The sequence below is a fragment of the Oceanihabitans sediminis genome (assembly GCF_003337215.1).
Taxonomy (GTDB): Bacteria; Bacteroidota; Bacteroidia; order Flavobacteriales; family Flavobacteriaceae; genus Oceanihabitans; species Oceanihabitans sediminis.
The window spans coordinates 498,018-514,491 of record NZ_QPIG01000002.1 but is presented as its reverse complement, the minus strand read 5'-3'; the positions used below and the strand labels follow the sequence as shown (position 1 = coordinate 514,491).

Sequence of the window (16,474 nt, the reverse complement as noted above, 5' to 3'; positions counted from 1 at the left end):
GTAGTGACGATGTAGGTTTTTAAAGATTTAAGTGTGTATTGTTTTATAAAACAAATACAGTTTAATAGTTTCTAGCTCCAAAGATACTACTTCCAACTCTAACCATGGTGCTTCCACATTTAATTGCTAGTTTATAGTCGCCACTCATTCCCATAGAAATAGTTTCTAGTTTTGGGATTATTTTTTTTAAATCTTGGAATACAGCTTTTAAAGAAAGAAATTCTCTTTTTATTTGTTCTTGGTTTTCCGTGAAGGTTGCCATTCCCATCACGCCAACTACGTTTACATTTTTAAGATCTGAAAACTCTTCAGATTGTAATATTTCTGAAGCTTCGGTTGCAGACATACCAAATTTAGAATCTTCTGTAGCTATTTTTATTTGTAATAAGCAATCAATAGTTCTGTCGTGTCTTGCAGCTTGTTTGTTTATTTCTTTTAGTGTTTTGAAATTTTCAACACCATGAATCAGGCTAACAAAATGCGCCATATACTTCACTTTATTGCGTTGTACATGACCAATCATATGCCACTGAATATCTTTAGGCATTTCGTCATATTTCTCTACCATGTCTTGTATTCTGTTTTCACCAAAAATACGTTGTCCCGCTTGGTAGGCTTCCATAATTTCTGAAACAGGTTTGGTTTTAGAAACAGCTACAAGAGTTATCTGTTCAGGAAGCTGAGATTGTATGTCTTGTAGGTTTTTTGTAATGCTCATTTAGATATTTGTTTTTTTATAAGAGAATGAAATTAACGAATTATTTACTAGATATCAAACTTCTAGTATTACGGATTTTAAAACTCGTAAATAGTAACACCGCTTCTAAGTTTTGGCTCAATATAGGTGCTTTTAGGTGGCATTTTTAAGCCGTCGTCTGCAAGTTGTTTCATTTCTTCAATAGTAACAGGAACCATACCGAATCCAACTGCAAAATCTCCATTATCAATATTGCTTTTTAAATTGATAATATCTTTTTTTCCGTTTAGATAATTTATTCTTGTGTCGTTACGTAAATCTTCAATACCTAAAATAGGTTGTAAGATAGTGTTGTATAATAGCTGTGCATCTAAGGCGTCTAATGAATTTGAAAAGGAATGATTTACTTTTCTTAAAGAGAGGGAATAAAACTCCCCGTCTAGATACATACTAAAGTGATGCTTCTGCGTAGGTTTATATGGTATAATACCTCTATTTTCAATTTTGAATGAAGCATCTAGTTTTATTAGAAATTCTTCTTTAGTTAATCCGTTTAAGTCTTTTACTAAACGATTAAATTCATGAATTTTTAACTCAGATTCCGGAATTAAAAAAGTCATGAAGTAGTTATATGCTTCTGTACCGTTATGTTCAGAATTTTTTTCTTTTAAGTCTTTACTTAATAGATACGAAGAAGAAGTACGATGATGACCATCTGCAATATAAATGGTTTCCATATTTTGAAACTCATCTTGAATGGTTTTTATGGTTTCTTTGTCATCAATTTTCCACAGGTAATGTGTATCTCTAAATGTGGTTGTAAACTCGTATTCTGCACGTTCATTTTCCATTTTGTTAAAAATGGAATTAATAGTTTTGTTGTCCGGGTAGGTTAGGAGTACAGGCTCTGTATTAAAGCCAACTGTTTTTAGGTAGTCTTTAAAAACAATCTCTTTGTATTCAATGGTGTCTTCATGTTTTTTTATGATATTATTTTCATAATCTTCAGCACTTGCTGCAGCAACAATACCATGAAATACTTGTTTGTCTCTATCTACAATTTTATACATATAAAACGAAGGAGTTTCGTCTTGTATAAAGATGTTTTCTTCTTTAAACTCTAAGTAGCGGTTTTTTACCAAAGTATAACGCTCTACACCCGTAATTTCTCTGGCATATTTATAACCAGGGTTTACAATGTGTAAAAACGAAAACGGATTGTTGTCCAACCTCGCTTCTCGCTGTGCCTGTGTATAGGATTGGTAGGAACGAGACGCAACTAGGCTAACCTTATCTCTAGTAGGTCTTACTGCTTTAAATGGAGTTATTTTTGCCATGTTAAAAGTTTACATTTTAAGGATAAAAACGTGGTAATATTTAAAACACTACCACGTTTCTATATATTCTTCCAATGATTTTTTCAATGCTTACTTAGAAAATTGTTTAGAAACATGTTCTGCTTTTCTACTTTCAGAATAGTCATAGAAACCTTCTCCAGATTTAACACCTAATTTACCAGCTCTGACCATATTTACTAATAATGGACAAGGAGCATATTTAGGATTTTTGAATCCGTCGTACATTACATTTAAAATCGATAGGCAAATGTCTAGTCCAATAAAATCAGCTAACTGTAAAGGTCCCATAGGATGAGCCATTCCTAATTTCATAACTGTATCAATTTCTTCCACTCCAGCAACTCCGTTATATAAAGTTTCTATAGCTTCGTTTAGCATTGGCATTAAAATTCTGTTAGCAACAAATCCAGGGTAGTCGTTTACTTCTGTAGGTGTTTTTCCTAGTTTTTTAGAAAGCTCCATGATTGTGTTGGTAACCTCGTCACTTGTGCTATACCCTCTAATAATTTCAACCAATTTCATAATTGGTACAGGGTTCATAAAGTGCATTCCAATTACTTTTTCTGGACGCTTAGTTACTGCTGCTATTAGAGTAATAGAAATAGATGAGGTGTTAGAAGCTAAAATGGTTTCTGCTTGGCAAGCTTCATCTAGTTGTTTAAATATATTTAGTTTTAATTCAACATTTTCTGTTGCAGCTTCTACTACAAGGTCTACGTTTTTAACCCCATCTGTAATACTAGTAAAAGTTGTAATATTTCCTAAAGTTTCAGCTTTATCAGCTTCTGAAATTTTTTCTCTAGCAACCATTCTGTCTAAGTTCTTAGCAATGGTGTCCATTCCTCTTTTTAAAGAAGCTTCGCTAATATCTATAAGTTGAACATTAAATCCAGATTGAGCAAATGTATGCGCAATTCCATTTCCCATGGTTCCAGCTCCAATTACTGCTACGTTTTTCATAAAATATTATTTTTTATTCCTGTGCTTGCAGGAATCTGTTTATTATTAATTTTTCTTTTTTCTGAAATTTTTAAAACTGATCTATAATCATGGTAGCAACACGTAGTGCTTCCGTTCCATCATGAAGTGTTACGATAGGTTTTGTGTTGTTATTTATAGCATCTGCAAACGATTCTAATTCGTCTAAAATGGCATTGTTGCTAGAAATTTCCGGATTGTCAAAATAGATTTGTTTTTTTACTCCTTCGGCATTTTGTAAAACCATATCAAAATCTCCAGGGTTTTCTGGAGCATCTTTCATTTTTACAACCTCGCATTTTTTCTCAAGAAAATCTACCGATATATAGGCGTCACGTTGGAAGAAGCGTGTTTTACGCATGTTTTTTAAAGAAATCCTACTTGCTGTTAAGTTTGCTACGCAACCGTTTACAAATTCTATTCTAGCGTTTGCAATGTCTGGAGTTTCACTAATTACCGAAACACCACTTGCTGAAACATGTTTTACTTTAGACTGTACCACACTTAGAATAATGTCTATATCATGAATCATTAAATCTAAAACAACAGGAACATCTGTCCCGCGTGGATTAAATTCTGCCAAACGATGCGTTTCAATAAACATTGGTTTATCTAGCATGTCTTTTACAGCCATAAATGCAGGGTTGAATCTTTCAACATGACCTACCTGTCCTTTTACTCCGTGTTCTGCAACCAAAGCTCTTAATGTTTCGGCTTCTTCTACAGTATTTGTTATAGGCTTTTCAATAAATATATGTTTCCCTTTAGCAATAGCTTGTTTTGCACAATCGTAATGCGAAAGAGTAGGAGTTACAATATCAACAACATCAACAGCATCTATAAGTTTTTCAATAGAATCAAAGTAAGTATAGCCAAATTCGGCTTCCACTTTTTTTCCGTTTTCAGGATCTGCATCATAGAAACCTACAAGGTTATATTTTTCAGATTGTTGTAATAGTCTTAAATGAATTTTTCCAAGGTGACCGGCACCAAGAACACCAGCTTTTAGCATAGATATACGTTTTCCACAAAAATAAGATTTTTAATTTTTTAATTGTCAATTCTAGTCAATCTTTTTGAAACGCACAGGTTTTAACAATGTCTTAACCAAGGTTTAACTCCCATTTAAGAATAATATAGTTTTAATGTGTTATATTATAGATAGTTAATGAGCTGTGCTGCTAACTATAGCACGATAATGTATAACTTAAAAATTATTATTTATGAAGAGATTAATTTTGACATTAGGATCAGTTTTGTTAATTGCAACAAGTGTTTCTGCAAACAGTGAAACACCAACTTTAGGTACTAAAGATTCAAAATCGAATACGGGTACAGTTACAAGTATTGAAAATATGTATTATTGGGGGGTGGAGAGTAACTATGGGAAAGTTACAGGTTATGCAAATTCTTTAGAAGAAGCCAATAAAATGGTTGCATTGGTTGGTAAAAAAGACATTATTACCTATAAAAAAGTTATATCGAAATAAAATTTACAACTAAGTAAATGTAAAGCACCAAGTTATAAAGCTTGGTGCTTTTTTTATGCTTTTTTGTTTACAGTCTATAAAATCTTTGTGTAATTTTAGCCTTTTAAACTATTATACTTTTGAAGGATACTTTTAAACATCAGGGATTAAGACAGAAGCTAGTTGATATACTAATAGCTAAGGGGATAACAGATAAAAATGTACTTGCAGCTATTAATACAATACCTAGACATTTGTTTATGGATTCTAGTTTTTTAGATCATGCTTATCAAGATAAAGCGTTTCCTATTGCTGCAGACCAAACCATCTCACAGCCGTATACTGTTGCTTTTCAAACAGAATTATTACAGGTAAAACCTAAAGATAAAATTCTAGAAATAGGAACTGGTAGTGGTTATCAAACTGCAGTTTTATGTAAGTTAGGTGCAACCGTATATAGTATTGAAAGACAGTTGGAGTTGTTTAAGAAAACCAGCAAATTCTTGCCTAAATTAGGTTTTCGTGCTAAACAACTAATTTTTGGTGATGGTTATAAAGGATTAAAAACAGAAGCACCTTTTAAAGGAATTATTGTAACAGCAGGAGCACCATTTGTTCCAAAGCCATTATTGAGTCAGTTGGCAATAGGAGGAAGGCTGGTTATTCCTGTAGGCGATGAGGTACAAACAATGACTTTATTTATTAGAAAAAGTGAAAAAGAGTTCGAAAAACATGAGTTTGGTGAATTCCGATTTGTTCCTTTGTTAGAAGATAAAAACTAATAAACTATAGATAAAGCAAAACTTCTACTTGGCTTATAAAGAAAATCTACTTTACTTGTAGATTTTCTTTATTCTATCTAAGTTTCTTTTGTTGTCTCTATCTTTAATAGTGTCACGTTTATCGTAAAGTTTCTTTCCTTTAGCTAACGCTATTTCTAATTTTGCCAAACCTCTTTCGTTTATAAATAATCGAAGAGGAACAATAGTCAATCCTTTTGTATTAACGTCTTTCGCAAGTTTTTTCAACTCGCGTTTGTTTAATAGAAGTTTGCGTTCAGCTTTAGGTTTGTGGTTGTAGTAATTTCCATAAACATACTCTTGAATAGTCATGTTTATAACAAACAATTCGTTTTGCTCGTTAAACTCACAAAAACTTTCAGCAATAGAAGCTTTACTGTCTCTAATAGACTTTATTTCGGTTCCCGTTAAAACAATTCCAGCAGTATATTTATCAAGTATTTCGTACTCGAATTTTGCTCTTTTGTTTTTTATGTTTACTCTGTTCTGCATGTTTGCCAAAATTACACAATTATTTCAAGAGCTAATATGTTATTAATTGTTTAATTTTACAACAATCTAAAGAACTTTTATAATATGCAGAATTTAAAATATTTAATACTATTTTTTTTAGTTTTTACGGCTTGCAAAGAAGAAACCTTAGTAAATGCTGAAAGTATAATTGACAAGACCATTGAAGTTTCTGGAGGTGAAAAGTTTCTGCAAGTAGAAATAGAATTCGACTTTAGAGATAAACACTATAAAGCTACTCGTGACCATGGAATCTATCAATACGAGCGAGAATTTAAAGATTCAACACAAGTAATTCGAGATGTTTTAAATAACGATGGATTTAAAAGATATATTGATGGTAAAGTTGTTGCCGTGGCCGATAGTATGGCTGTGAAATATGCAGCTTCAGTAAACTCGGTACATTACTTTGCTTTACTTCCATACGGATTAAATGATCCTGCTGTAAATAAAAAGTATTTAGGAGAAGTTTCTATAAAAGAGAAAAACTACCATAAGGTTCAAGTAACTTTTAATGAAGAAGGTGGGGGAGAGGACCATGATGATGTGTTTGTATATTGGGTAAATACAGAAACCTTTACGGTGGATTATTTAGCTTATTCTTTTAAAGAATATACAGGAGATTTAGGTCTTCGTTTTCGTGAAGCCTACAACTCACGTACAGTAAATGGTTTGCGATTTGTAGATTATAATAATTTTAAAACCGAAGATAAAAGCTTGCAACTTTTCGATTTAGATAAGGTTTTTGAGAATGATAAGTTAAAGTTATTATCTAAAATAGAACTTAAAAATATAAGCGTCAAATAAAACAATTTGACTTTATTAAATTTTAAAACCATTATCGTTAGTACTTGTGCGTGTTTATAAAACAGGCAATACTTACAATAATGGTTTTAATTTAAGGTATATTAAGCTAACTCTAAAGCAATCTCAATCATTTCTTTAAAAGTGGTTTCTCTTTCTTTACTTGTTGTTTTCTCTCCAGTAACTAAAGAGTCGGATATAGTTAAAATAGCTAATGCTTTTACATCGTGTTTTGCAGCAACGGTATATAGTCCTGCTGTTTCCATTTCTACACAAAGCACCCCAAACTTGCTCCATTTTTTATAAGACTCAAAATCATCTGCATAAAACTCATCGCTTGTAAAAACATTTCCAGCTTTAATAGGGATGTTTTTGACTTTGGCAGCATCTACAGCTTTTTGAAATAACTCAAAGTTTGCAGTAGGGGCGTAGTCGGCACCACTAAAACGTAATTCGTTTACTCCAGAATTAGATGATGCAGCCATTGCTATTACAATATCTCTAACCTCCACATGCTTTTGGTAAGAGCCTGCGCTACCAACACGGATAAGATTTTTAACGCCAAACTGCGTAATCAATTCGTGTGCATAAATAGAAATACTAGGAACTCCCATTCCTGTTCCCATTACCGAAACACGTTTTCCATTATAGGTTCCGGTGTAACCAAGCATTCCTCTAACTTCATTAAAGCAAACAGGGTTTTCAAAAAAAGTTTCTGCAATCCATTTTGCTCTTAATGGATCTCCTGGTAATAAGATAGTTTCGGCTATATCGCCTTTGTTGGCTCCAATATGTATGCTGCTCATATTTCTTTTTTTACTGTTTATTAGTAATTATTTTCTTTAGAATTACCTCCGGTTACAATTGCTATTCCGTTGGAAGTTCCAATTCTTTCTACACCAATATTTATATATGCTAAAGCGGTGCTAGTATCTCTAATTCCTCCTGAAGCTTTAATTTTAACTTTAGAATCGCCTAGTACACTTTTCATTAGTTCAACATCTTTGATGCTTGCTCCGCCAGTTCCAAATCCTGTAGAAGTTTTAATGAAATCTGCACCAGCCTTTATAGCTAATATACTAGCTTTTATAATCTCTGATTCCTCTAAATAGCAAGTTTCTAAAATAACTTTTAGCGTGTTATTAGGCATCGCATTTTTTACCGCTTCAATATCCTTGCTAAGGAATTCAAAATCCTTACTTTTTAAAGCACCAATATTCATTACCATATCAATTTCATCTGCTCCATCTAGAAGGGCTTGTTTGGTTTCGGCTACTTTTGCTTGTGTGCTCATAGCTCCTAAAGGGAAACCAATAACACTACAAACTTTTACCGAAGAGCTTTGTAATTCCTTTTTAGCTAAGGCTACATAAGAAGAATTTACGCAAACGGAAAAAAAATCGTTTTCTTTGGCTTCGTTACAAAGTTGAATAATGTCGCTTTTTGTTGCAATAGCTTTTAAAAGTGTGTGATCGATGTATTTGTTTAATTTCATAGTAAACAAAATTATGATTTTTATTAATTTGAAAATATGATAATTATCACACAATATAAAGAACTAAATCTTTAATTGCTTGTGCAGGAAGGAAGAATGCTTGGTGATTTAGTAGTATTTAAAAAAACAGCGTGCATCTTAAGAATAAGACTTACGCTGTTTTTAAACTAACTAACCAACTTATAAAGAAAACGGAATAACCTTGCAGTTATTTTACGTTAACAATATTTTAATATATTTCGGATTAGATTTCTTCAGTAACCAAGTGGTTTTGGTTTCTAAATACTAGCTCTCCGTCAAAAGCATCTAACAGAATAATACTATCTGTAGTTACTGTTCCTGCAAGTATTTCTTTACTTAAAGCATTTAATACTTCTTTCTGAATTACTCGTTTTACAGGCCTTGCTCCGTACTCTGGGTTGTATCCTTTTTCTGCAAGATATTTGATTGCTTCATCTGTAGCATCAAAAGTGATACCTTGTTGCGCAACCATTCTAGTTACAGACTTTAATTGCAAGTCAACAATATCAACAATGTTTTCTTTGCTTAAAGGAGTAAACATAATGGTGTCATCAATTCTGTTTAAGAATTCCGGTCTTACATTTTGTTTTAACACCGCCAGTACATCAATTTTAGCTGCTTCCATTGCAGAGTCGATATCTTTTATAGCTTCAAAACGTTCTTGTATAAGCTCCGACCCCATATTGGATGTCATGATGATTATGGTGTTTTTGAAATCCGCAACACGACCTTTATTGTCTGTTAATCGACCTTCATCTAATACTTGTAATAAGATATTAAAGGTGTCAGGATGTGCTTTTTCAATTTCATCTAATAGTACTACAGAGTATGGTTTTCTTCTAACTGCTTCTGTAAGTTGTCCTCCTTCATCATAACCAACATACCCTGGAGGTGCACCAACCAATCTACTTACTGCATGACGTTCTTGATATTCACTCATATCAATTCTTGTCATAGCATTCTCATCATCAAACAGGTATTCTGCCAATGCTTTCGCTAATTCGGTTTTACCTACACCAGTTGTTCCTAGGAATAAGAAGGTTCCTATTGGTTTGTCTGGGTTTTGTAAACCTGCTCTAGATCTACGAACGGCATCACTTACTGCAACAATAGCTTCTTCTTGTCCGATAACACGTTTGTGTAACTCGTCTTCTAATTTTAAAAGTTTTTCTCTGTCACTCTGTAACATTTTGGTAACAGGAATTCCTGTCCATTTTGCAATAACTTCTGCAATGTCTTCGTAAGTTACTTCTTCTTTAATTAAAGAACTTTGGTTTTGGTTTTCTTGTAACTCTTTTTGAAGTTTTTCTAGGGTTTCTTGTGCTTCCTTGATTTTTCCGTAACGTATTTCTGCTACTTTTCCGTAGTCTCCATTACGCTCTGCACGTTCTGCTTCTAGTTTGTATTCTTCAATTTTAGATTTATAAGATTGAATATTATCAACGACTTCTTTTTCACTTTGCCACTTCGCATTAATCTCGTTTCTTTCTTCTTTTAAATTAGCAAGATCTGCACGTAGAGCTTTCAGTTTTACTTCATCTTTCTCACGTTTGATAGCTTCAATTTCAATTTCCAGCTGCATTACCTTTCTGTCTAAAACATCTAACTCTTCTGGTTTAGAGTTTATTTCCATACGAAGTTTTGAGGCAGCTTCATCCATTAAATCAATAGCTTTATCTGGAAGGAAACGATTTGTAATATATCTTTCGGAAAGTTCTACCGCACCAATAATAGCTTCGTCTTTAATACGAACCTTATGATGTGTTTCGTACTTTTCTTTAATACCTCTTAAGATAGAAATAGCGCTTTCTGTATCTGGTTCATCTACCATTACTTTTTGGAAACGACGCTCTAGGGCTTTATCTTTCTCAAAGTACTTTTGGTACTCGTCTAAAGTGGTTGCTCCAATTGCGCGTAGCTCGCCTCTTGCCAATGCTGGTTTTAAGATGTTGGCAGCATCCATAGCTCCTTGTCCGCCTCCAGCTCCAACTAGTGTATGGATTTCGTCGATAAATAGAACGATATCTCCTTCACTTTCGGTAACCTCTTTAATAACGGCTTTTAGTCTTTCTTCAAACTCTCCTTTATACTTTGCGCCAGCGATTAATGCTCCCATATCTAGAGAGAAAATTTGCTTGTCTTTTAAGTTTTCAGGAATATCTCCGTCAATAATTCTATGTGCTAAACCTTCTGCAATAGCTGTTTTACCAGTTCCTGGTTCTCCTACCAAAATTGGGTTGTTTTTGGTTCTACGTGATAAGATTTGAAGAATTCTTCTAATCTCCTCATCACGCCCAATGATTGGATCTAGTTTACCATCTTTAGCTAGTTGGTTGAGGTTTTTAGCATATTTGTTTAGAGAGTTATATGTTTCTTCTTGATTTTGTGAAGTTACACGGTCTCCTTTACGTAATTCATCAATAGCAGCTTGTAAACCTTTTTCGGTTACGCCTTGATCTTTTAAAATCTGTGCAATTTTACTGTTAGATTTGAAAATTGCTAAGATTAAGTGTTCTATAGAAACGTAATCATCTTTCATTTTTTTAGCAATAATAGATGCTTCGTTGAAAGACCTTCCAGCTTCACGAGATAGCATGATATCTCCTCCCGAAACTTTCGGGAAACTTTCAATTTCTTTATCTAATACTTGTTGTAAAAGAGAAATGTTTACATTCAGTTTTTTTAATAAGAATGGTAAAACATTTTCATCTACATCAAATATTGCTTTGATAATGTGTTCGTTTTCTATTTGTTGGTGTCCATTGCCTTGCGCAATTTGCTGTGCAAGTTGTATGGCTTCTTGTGATTTTATTGTATAATTGTTAAAGTTCATATTGTTGTGCGTTTTTTCTTTTTCTGATTAGTATTATTCAATTACCTTACCAATTAGAATTAGGGGACAAAATGTCTTGATAACCAGTAAAATGAGTGACTTTTAGTCAGTTGGAAGGTTTTTGAAAAGTTTACGACTTAATAAAAAATATAGTTAAAAAATGAGTTTAATAAATAAATTATTTGGAGGCTCTAAGGAGCCAAAAGAAGAGAAGGTATTGCCTTGGATTGCTTTAGCGACCGTGGAGCAATTGGAGGATATTTCGGAAAAATCGAAAACAAAACCTCAGGTTATTTTTAAGCATTCTACTAGATGCGGAATTAGTAGTATGGTGATGAATCAGTTTGTTTCTGCTTACGATGTAGATCTTCCTGTAGATTTGTACTACTTAGACTTATTGAGTTATAGAGATGTGTCTAATGAGGTTGGATATAAATTTCAAGTCATGCATCAATCTCCTCAATTAATAGTTATTAAAAATGGCGTAGTTGTTACTCATGCTAGTCATAGTGCTATTAGTGGAATTGATTTGACAAAATATATTTAAAATATGAAAAAGGTATTTTTTATATTATTTAGCTTTTTATTGGTATTTGCTTGTGATGACAAAACGAAACAGGAGAACTTGCCATCAACTAATTTGCAGTCGGTAAAGTTGAAAAAGAAACTATCGGATTCTTTGCTGACAGGATCTACTTATTTATCAGTCTACTCACAGGTGTATAGTACTACCGAGCATAAAACAAATGATTTAACAGCAACAGTGAGCATTAGGAACTTAAATAAAAGAGATACTGTTTATGTGACTAAAGCAAATTATTTTGATACCAAAGGCGATTTGGTGAAAAGTTATATAAAGGAACCGATTTTTGTTAAACCATTGCAGACTATCGAAATTATTATAGATGAAAAAGATGCTACTGGTGGTACAGGAGCTAAATTTGTTTTTGATTGGTCTGCAGCTAAAAATGTACAAGCGCCTTATTTTGAAGCCATAATGGTAACTACTTATGGCCAACAAGGCTTGTCTTTTACAACACAAGGTATTCCGATTACCGAATAAATTTTACTTGCAAAATCTTTATTGCATCACGATATACCCAAACACTCCTAAAACTGCAGCAATAGAAACTAATGCCAATCTGCTATTTTTTCTTAAATCTTTAAATGAAATAATAAGCGCTAGCGTTATTACTACTAAACAACCAACAAAGTTTAGCCATAAGAAAGGCAGGTTGATTAATTCGTATTGATTTAAAAGAAAAAGACCGATTATTATAACTTGAGTGATAAGTGCAGCAATAAACACCGCATTCCCTTTTACCGTTTTAAAGAAAAAGGCAAGAAGGAAGATACCTAAAACATTTCCGTAGAAAATAGAACCAATAATATTTACAAGCTGAATTAAGTTTTCTGCTAAATTGGCAATACAAGCAACTGCAATAGCAATAATTCCCCAGGCTAATGTAAACCATTTAGAAGCTTTTACCATTTCAGTTTCTGATTTCTCAGGCGTGTTTCTCTTGTATAAATCTATAGTTGTTGTACTAGCTAAAGCATTTAATTCACTTGCTGTACTAGACATTGCTGCGCTTAAAATTACCGCTAGAAGTAGTCCGATTAAACCTCTTGGTAGGTTGTTTAGTATAAAATGAATGAAAACATAATCTTTATCGTTACTTTCTACCTTAAGTTGTTTTGCATCTGCCGCTTTATCAATTAAAAGTCTTGCTTCGGTCCTTAATTCATCACTAGCTTCGTTTGCTAAATGAATGAGTTTCGCATATTCTTTTGATTCCGATTTATTGTATGCGTTAATAATAGTCTGTTTGTCGTTGAAAATCTTTTCTTGCTCTACTTGTAATTGTTTGTATTCTTCCGCGTAATCAGAATTTAAAACCAATTCGGAAGCAGTAGGGTTGAAGTTTACAGGGGCAGGATTAAACTGGTAAAAAACGAAAACCATCACCCCAACTAACAAAATAAAAAACTGCATTGGAACTTTTAGAATTCCGTTAAAAATTAAACCCAATTGCATTTCTCTTAAGGACTTTCCAGATAAATAGCGTTGTACCTGCGATTGATCTGTTCCAAAATAGGAAAGCATTAAAAAGGTTCCACCAATAACTCCAGACCAAAAGGTATAACGATTATTAAGGTTGAAAGAAAAATCTAAAACCTCCATTTTTCCACTAGCTCCAGCAATATCTAATGCTTTTGAAAAGGTGATGTCTGCAGGAAGTTTATTTATGATTAAGATAAATGCTATAATCATTCCGGTAAAAATTACCACCATTTGATGTTTTTGAGTAACGTTTACAGCTCGAGTTCCACCAGAAACGGTGTAAATAATTACTAAAACACCTATAATGATATTTAGGAAAAGTAAGTTCCAACCTAGGACAGCAGAAAGAATAATTGCAGGTGCAAATATGGTGATACCAGCTGCCAAACCACGTTGTATTAAAAACAGTATAGCAGTAAGGGTTCTAGTTTTAAGATCGAATCTGTTTTCTAAAAATTCATAGGCAGTATATACTTTTAATCTATGGTATAGGGGTATGAAAACCATACAAATAATAACCATTGCTAGTGGTAGCCCGAAATAGAATTGCACAAAGCCCATTCCGTCATTAAAAGCTTGTCCAGGGGTAGAGAGGAAGGTGATGGCGCTTGCTTGTGTTGCCATAACCGAAAGTCCTATGGTCCACCATTTAGAAGTATTTCCTCCTTTTAAATAGTCCTGTACATTTTTGCTTCCTCGGGTTTGCCAAGTTCCGTAAACAACAATTAATAATAAGGTTCCGATAAGTACAATCCAATCTATAGTCTGCATAATCTAAAAGGCTTTGGTTATAAAATAGAATGCTATAATATAAATCACATTTGCAACAAGCACTATCGTGTACATGTTATCCCATTTGTATTTTTTCATAATTATATTTTCAATTTTTTGAAACAGCATTCCTTTTAATGGATTTCTGCCTATAGATATTAATTAATTTTCGCGGTTATTTTCTTTTCCTATAGAAAGCATATTGGTAAATAAACGGTAAGCACCAGAAACTCCAGCCGGAAACTCTCTAAAGAAACTTAGACCGGTATAGATATAATAGCCTTTTCCGTGTTTAGCAACCAGTAAACTTCCTTTTTTAGGAGTTTCCCCTTTGTCGTGCATCGAAAGGATAGGAGTAAACTCTTTAGACCATTTGTCTGGAAAATATAAACCTCTTTCTTGCGTCCACCCATCAAAATCTGTTTCCGTTATTTTATTCGGAAAATTAAGAAGCTCATGATTTGGTTCTAACAAGGAAACTTTTGCATATTCATCTGTTACTCTATCTTTAGATAATCTAAGTGGATAAGGAGCAACTTCATCAACTAAAAGTCTGTGGTTTGTATTATACTGTACGATTAGGTTTCCACCATTGGCAACATAATCAAACAGAGCCTCTTGTTTAAATTTTAATACTTCAATCGTATTATACGCTCTAATACCAATAACAACAGCATCAAATTCCTTTAGGTTTTCTGCTGAAATATTTTCTGGTTTGATAATAGTAACATCATAACCAATTTGTTGAAGGCTTTCAGGGACAACATCTCCTGCCCCTTCGATATAGCCTATGTTATTCCCGCGTTTTTTAATGTCTAAACGAACCACTTTACTTTCGCTTGGTAGTAAAACTGTTTGAAACGGAATATGGTCATAATCTACTTCAATAAGTTCTTTGTAGTAGATTTTTTCTCCAATATGAATCTTTGGCTTAATAAAGCCTTCACTCTGATTTTTCGGCGGAATTACAGTAAATGTTAGCGTTTGCTCTTGTCCTTTATGGGTAATAGAAAACTTTTGTTTTGCTGGATAGACACTCCAATTTTTAGGATGAGATATTTCAACAAAACCTTCTAAGTTGTCTTTTCCTGCTTTGATAATTACAGGTAATTCCTTTTGTTGATCATTTTCAAAAATGAATACTTTTTCTGAGATTTTTGCCGATGCTTCCGGAATGATTTCAAACGGTTTGTACACTTCCCCTTTTACTGGGTCGTTGGTTTTGTATATGATTGGTTTTGTGTAGCTAATTTCGACGTTATGGATGCTTAAATCGAAAGTAACATTTAAGTCTCTAGGGGTTTCTGCTTTACCAATTAGATTTTTATCCGCTACCTGATACATACCTAAAGTTCCTTTGTTTGTTAACCAATATGGAGTAGTTGGTTTTTGATTATGCTTGATGGTAACAGGTTTTGTAAGTACTAATTTCTCGTTTTTAGCTAAAACTTTTTCATCTGTAATTGTTTCGCTATTGTAAATGTTTATAGCTTTTAGAGTAATATTTTCAGAGGCTCTGTTTATAAGCTCTAAGTTTAGGTTGACGGTTTCGTTTGCGGTAGCATGATTTGTTTCGGCAGCAGCTTCTAGGTATAATCCTGCACAATTATAGATGAGGTTTTTAATCTCTTTACTTTTAATTTTTCTCCAGTGGGCATCCTCTAACTTTTCAATTAACTGATAGGCTTTAAGTAGTTCCGGAATAGAAGCTGCTGGATTGGTGAAATCAAAATTCTTTTCTACTTGATGTAAAATGTTTCCTATGGCATTTCCGCCTTTAACTCTATTCCAAGTAGTATCAATTCCTTCAAATATATTTGATTTATCCGAAGGTTTTTCTCCTTTAACAAGTTCGATATAATCTAATTGACTTCCGCGAGTTCCTGTGTCTCCAAAACCTTGTGATTTATGCTGACTACGGCTTAAGGAAGCAATTTCGGTATTACTTAAACCAAGGGATGCGTAGTATTGACCAATGTCAAGTGTGTAGTGATTACTTTTATCTGCTTTGTCAAATTTTTCTTGACTTCCATAAAACCACCACGATGTATTAAAAAATGCTCGTTTTGTTTGCCATAAACTAGTTTTTTCTAATTGGCTAGGAAAAGCTGTTTTGTCGTTTGCTAAATCAAAAGCTTCTAGACTTAGCATGGCAGAACTTGTGTGATGTCCGTGCGTTTTTCCTGGTGATCTGTGGTCAAAACGATTGATGATAATGTCTGGTTTAAATTCTCTTATGGCTAAAACTACATCGCTTAAAACTTCTTCTTTATTCCAGATTTCTAAAGTTTCATCAGGGTGTTTTGAGTAACCAAAATCATTAGCTCTAGTGAAAAGTTGTTCACCACCATCTAGTCTTCTTGCGGCTAGAAGCTCTTGTGTTCTTATTACTCCTAATAATTCTCTAATTTCAGGACCGATAAGGTTTTGTCCGCCATCTCCACGAGTTAGAGAAAGATATGCTGTACGTGCTTTTACATGGTTTGCCATGTAGGAAATTAATCGGGTGTTTTCATCATCTGGATGAGCAGCAACGTATAAAACAGAACCTAAAAAGTTTAGTTTTTTTATAGATTCATATATCTGAGAAGCATTTGGTTTTTGTGGTTGTTGTGCTTGTGTGTTTAAAAATGAAAAAAGAACAACAAAGCAGAATACTAGCTTTCGCATGGT

General features: G+C 33.3%; 15 protein-coding genes. 5 read left to right on the top strand and 10 right to left on the bottom strand.

Annotation, left to right across the window (positions count from 1 at the left end):
- Positions 1–61: 61 nt before the first annotated feature.
- From DU428_RS08090 to DU428_RS08075, 4 genes are all read right to left on the bottom strand, one after another.
- Positions 62–718 (bottom strand): YggS family pyridoxal phosphate-dependent enzyme, encoded by a 657-nt coding sequence (locus DU428_RS08090; protein WP_113965933.1) that lies wholly within the window; start codon positions 716–718, stop codon positions 62–64.
- A 77-nt stretch (positions 719–795) separates the two neighbouring features.
- Positions 796–2,034 carry a DUF1015 domain-containing protein gene (locus DU428_RS08085; RefSeq protein ID WP_072351603.1) on the bottom strand — a complete coding sequence of 413 codons (1,239 nt, stop codon included), beginning with the start codon at positions 2,032–2,034 and terminating at the stop codon, positions 796–798.
- Between the two features lie 90 nt (positions 2,035–2,124).
- On the bottom strand, positions 2,125–3,015 hold the full coding sequence (locus DU428_RS08080) for a 3-hydroxyacyl-CoA dehydrogenase family protein (protein WP_113965934.1): 891 nt from the start codon (positions 3,013–3,015) through the stop codon (positions 2,125–2,127).
- A 70-nt stretch (positions 3,016–3,085) separates the two neighbouring features.
- A complete protein-coding gene (locus DU428_RS08075; RefSeq protein ID WP_113965935.1) occupies positions 3,086–4,045 on the bottom strand; it encodes a Gfo/Idh/MocA family protein in 960 nt (319 codons plus the stop codon).
- A 211-nt stretch (positions 4,046–4,256) separates the two neighbouring features.
- Between DU428_RS08075 and DU428_RS08070 the strand changes: the two genes are divergently transcribed.
- Positions 4,257–4,523 (top strand): hypothetical protein, encoded by a 267-nt coding sequence (locus DU428_RS08070; protein ID WP_113965936.1) that lies wholly within the window; start codon positions 4,257–4,259, stop codon positions 4,521–4,523.
- 119 nt (positions 4,524–4,642) lie between these two features.
- On the top strand, positions 4,643–5,284 hold the full coding sequence (locus DU428_RS08065; RefSeq protein ID WP_113965937.1) for a protein-L-isoaspartate(D-aspartate) O-methyltransferase: 642 nt from the start codon (positions 4,643–4,645) through the stop codon (positions 5,282–5,284).
- A gap of 51 nt (positions 5,285–5,335) precedes the next feature.
- Here DU428_RS08065 and smpB read toward each other — a convergent pair whose 3' ends face one another.
- A complete protein-coding gene (gene smpB, locus DU428_RS08060) occupies positions 5,336–5,794 on the bottom strand; it encodes an SsrA-binding protein SmpB (protein ID WP_072351608.1) in 459 nt (152 codons plus the stop codon).
- An 84-nt stretch (positions 5,795–5,878) separates the two neighbouring features.
- Here smpB and DU428_RS08055 point away from each other — a divergent pair, with 84 nt between their 5' ends.
- Complete coding sequence (locus DU428_RS08055) at positions 5,879–6,619, top strand: DUF6503 family protein (protein ID WP_113965938.1); 741 nt, start codon at positions 5,879–5,881, stop codon at positions 6,617–6,619.
- 101 nt (positions 6,620–6,720) lie between these two features.
- Here DU428_RS08055 and deoD read toward each other — a convergent pair whose 3' ends face one another.
- From deoD to clpB, 3 genes are all read right to left on the bottom strand, one after another.
- Positions 6,721–7,422: a purine-nucleoside phosphorylase gene (gene deoD / locus DU428_RS08050; protein WP_072351610.1), complete on the bottom strand. Its 702-nt coding sequence runs from the start codon at positions 7,420–7,422 to the stop codon at positions 6,721–6,723.
- Positions 7,423–7,442: 20 nt separating this feature from the next.
- A complete protein-coding gene (gene deoC, locus DU428_RS08045; protein WP_113965939.1) occupies positions 7,443–8,111 on the bottom strand; it encodes a deoxyribose-phosphate aldolase in 669 nt (222 codons plus the stop codon).
- A 244-nt stretch (positions 8,112–8,355) separates the two neighbouring features.
- Positions 8,356–10,965: an ATP-dependent chaperone ClpB gene (gene clpB / locus DU428_RS08040; protein ID WP_113965940.1), complete on the bottom strand. Its 2,610-nt coding sequence runs from the start codon at positions 10,963–10,965 to the stop codon at positions 8,356–8,358.
- Between the two features lie 160 nt (positions 10,966–11,125).
- Between clpB and ytxJ the strand changes: the two genes are divergently transcribed.
- Together ytxJ and DU428_RS08030 are read left to right on the top strand one after the other, a co-directional pair.
- The gene (gene ytxJ, locus DU428_RS08035; protein WP_072351613.1) at positions 11,126–11,512 is read left to right on the top strand and encodes a bacillithiol system redox-active protein YtxJ; all 387 of its coding nucleotides are present in this window, start codon (positions 11,126–11,128) and stop codon (positions 11,510–11,512) included.
- Positions 11,513–11,515: 3 nt separating this feature from the next.
- Positions 11,516–12,028 (top strand): DUF3124 domain-containing protein, encoded by a 513-nt coding sequence (locus DU428_RS08030; RefSeq protein ID WP_113965941.1) that lies wholly within the window; start codon positions 11,516–11,518, stop codon positions 12,026–12,028.
- An 18-nt stretch (positions 12,029–12,046) separates the two neighbouring features.
- Here the strand turns inward: DU428_RS08030 and DU428_RS08025 are convergent, their stop codons facing one another.
- Positions 12,047–13,801 carry a sodium:solute symporter gene (locus tag DU428_RS08025; RefSeq protein ID WP_072351615.1) on the bottom strand — a complete coding sequence of 585 codons (1,755 nt, stop codon included), beginning with the start codon at positions 13,799–13,801 and terminating at the stop codon, positions 12,047–12,049.
- Between the two features lie 162 nt (positions 13,802–13,963).
- Positions 13,964–16,471 (bottom strand): PIG-L family deacetylase, encoded by a 2,508-nt coding sequence (locus DU428_RS08020; protein WP_113965942.1) that lies wholly within the window; start codon positions 16,469–16,471, stop codon positions 13,964–13,966.
- Positions 16,472–16,474: the final 3 nt, after the last annotated feature.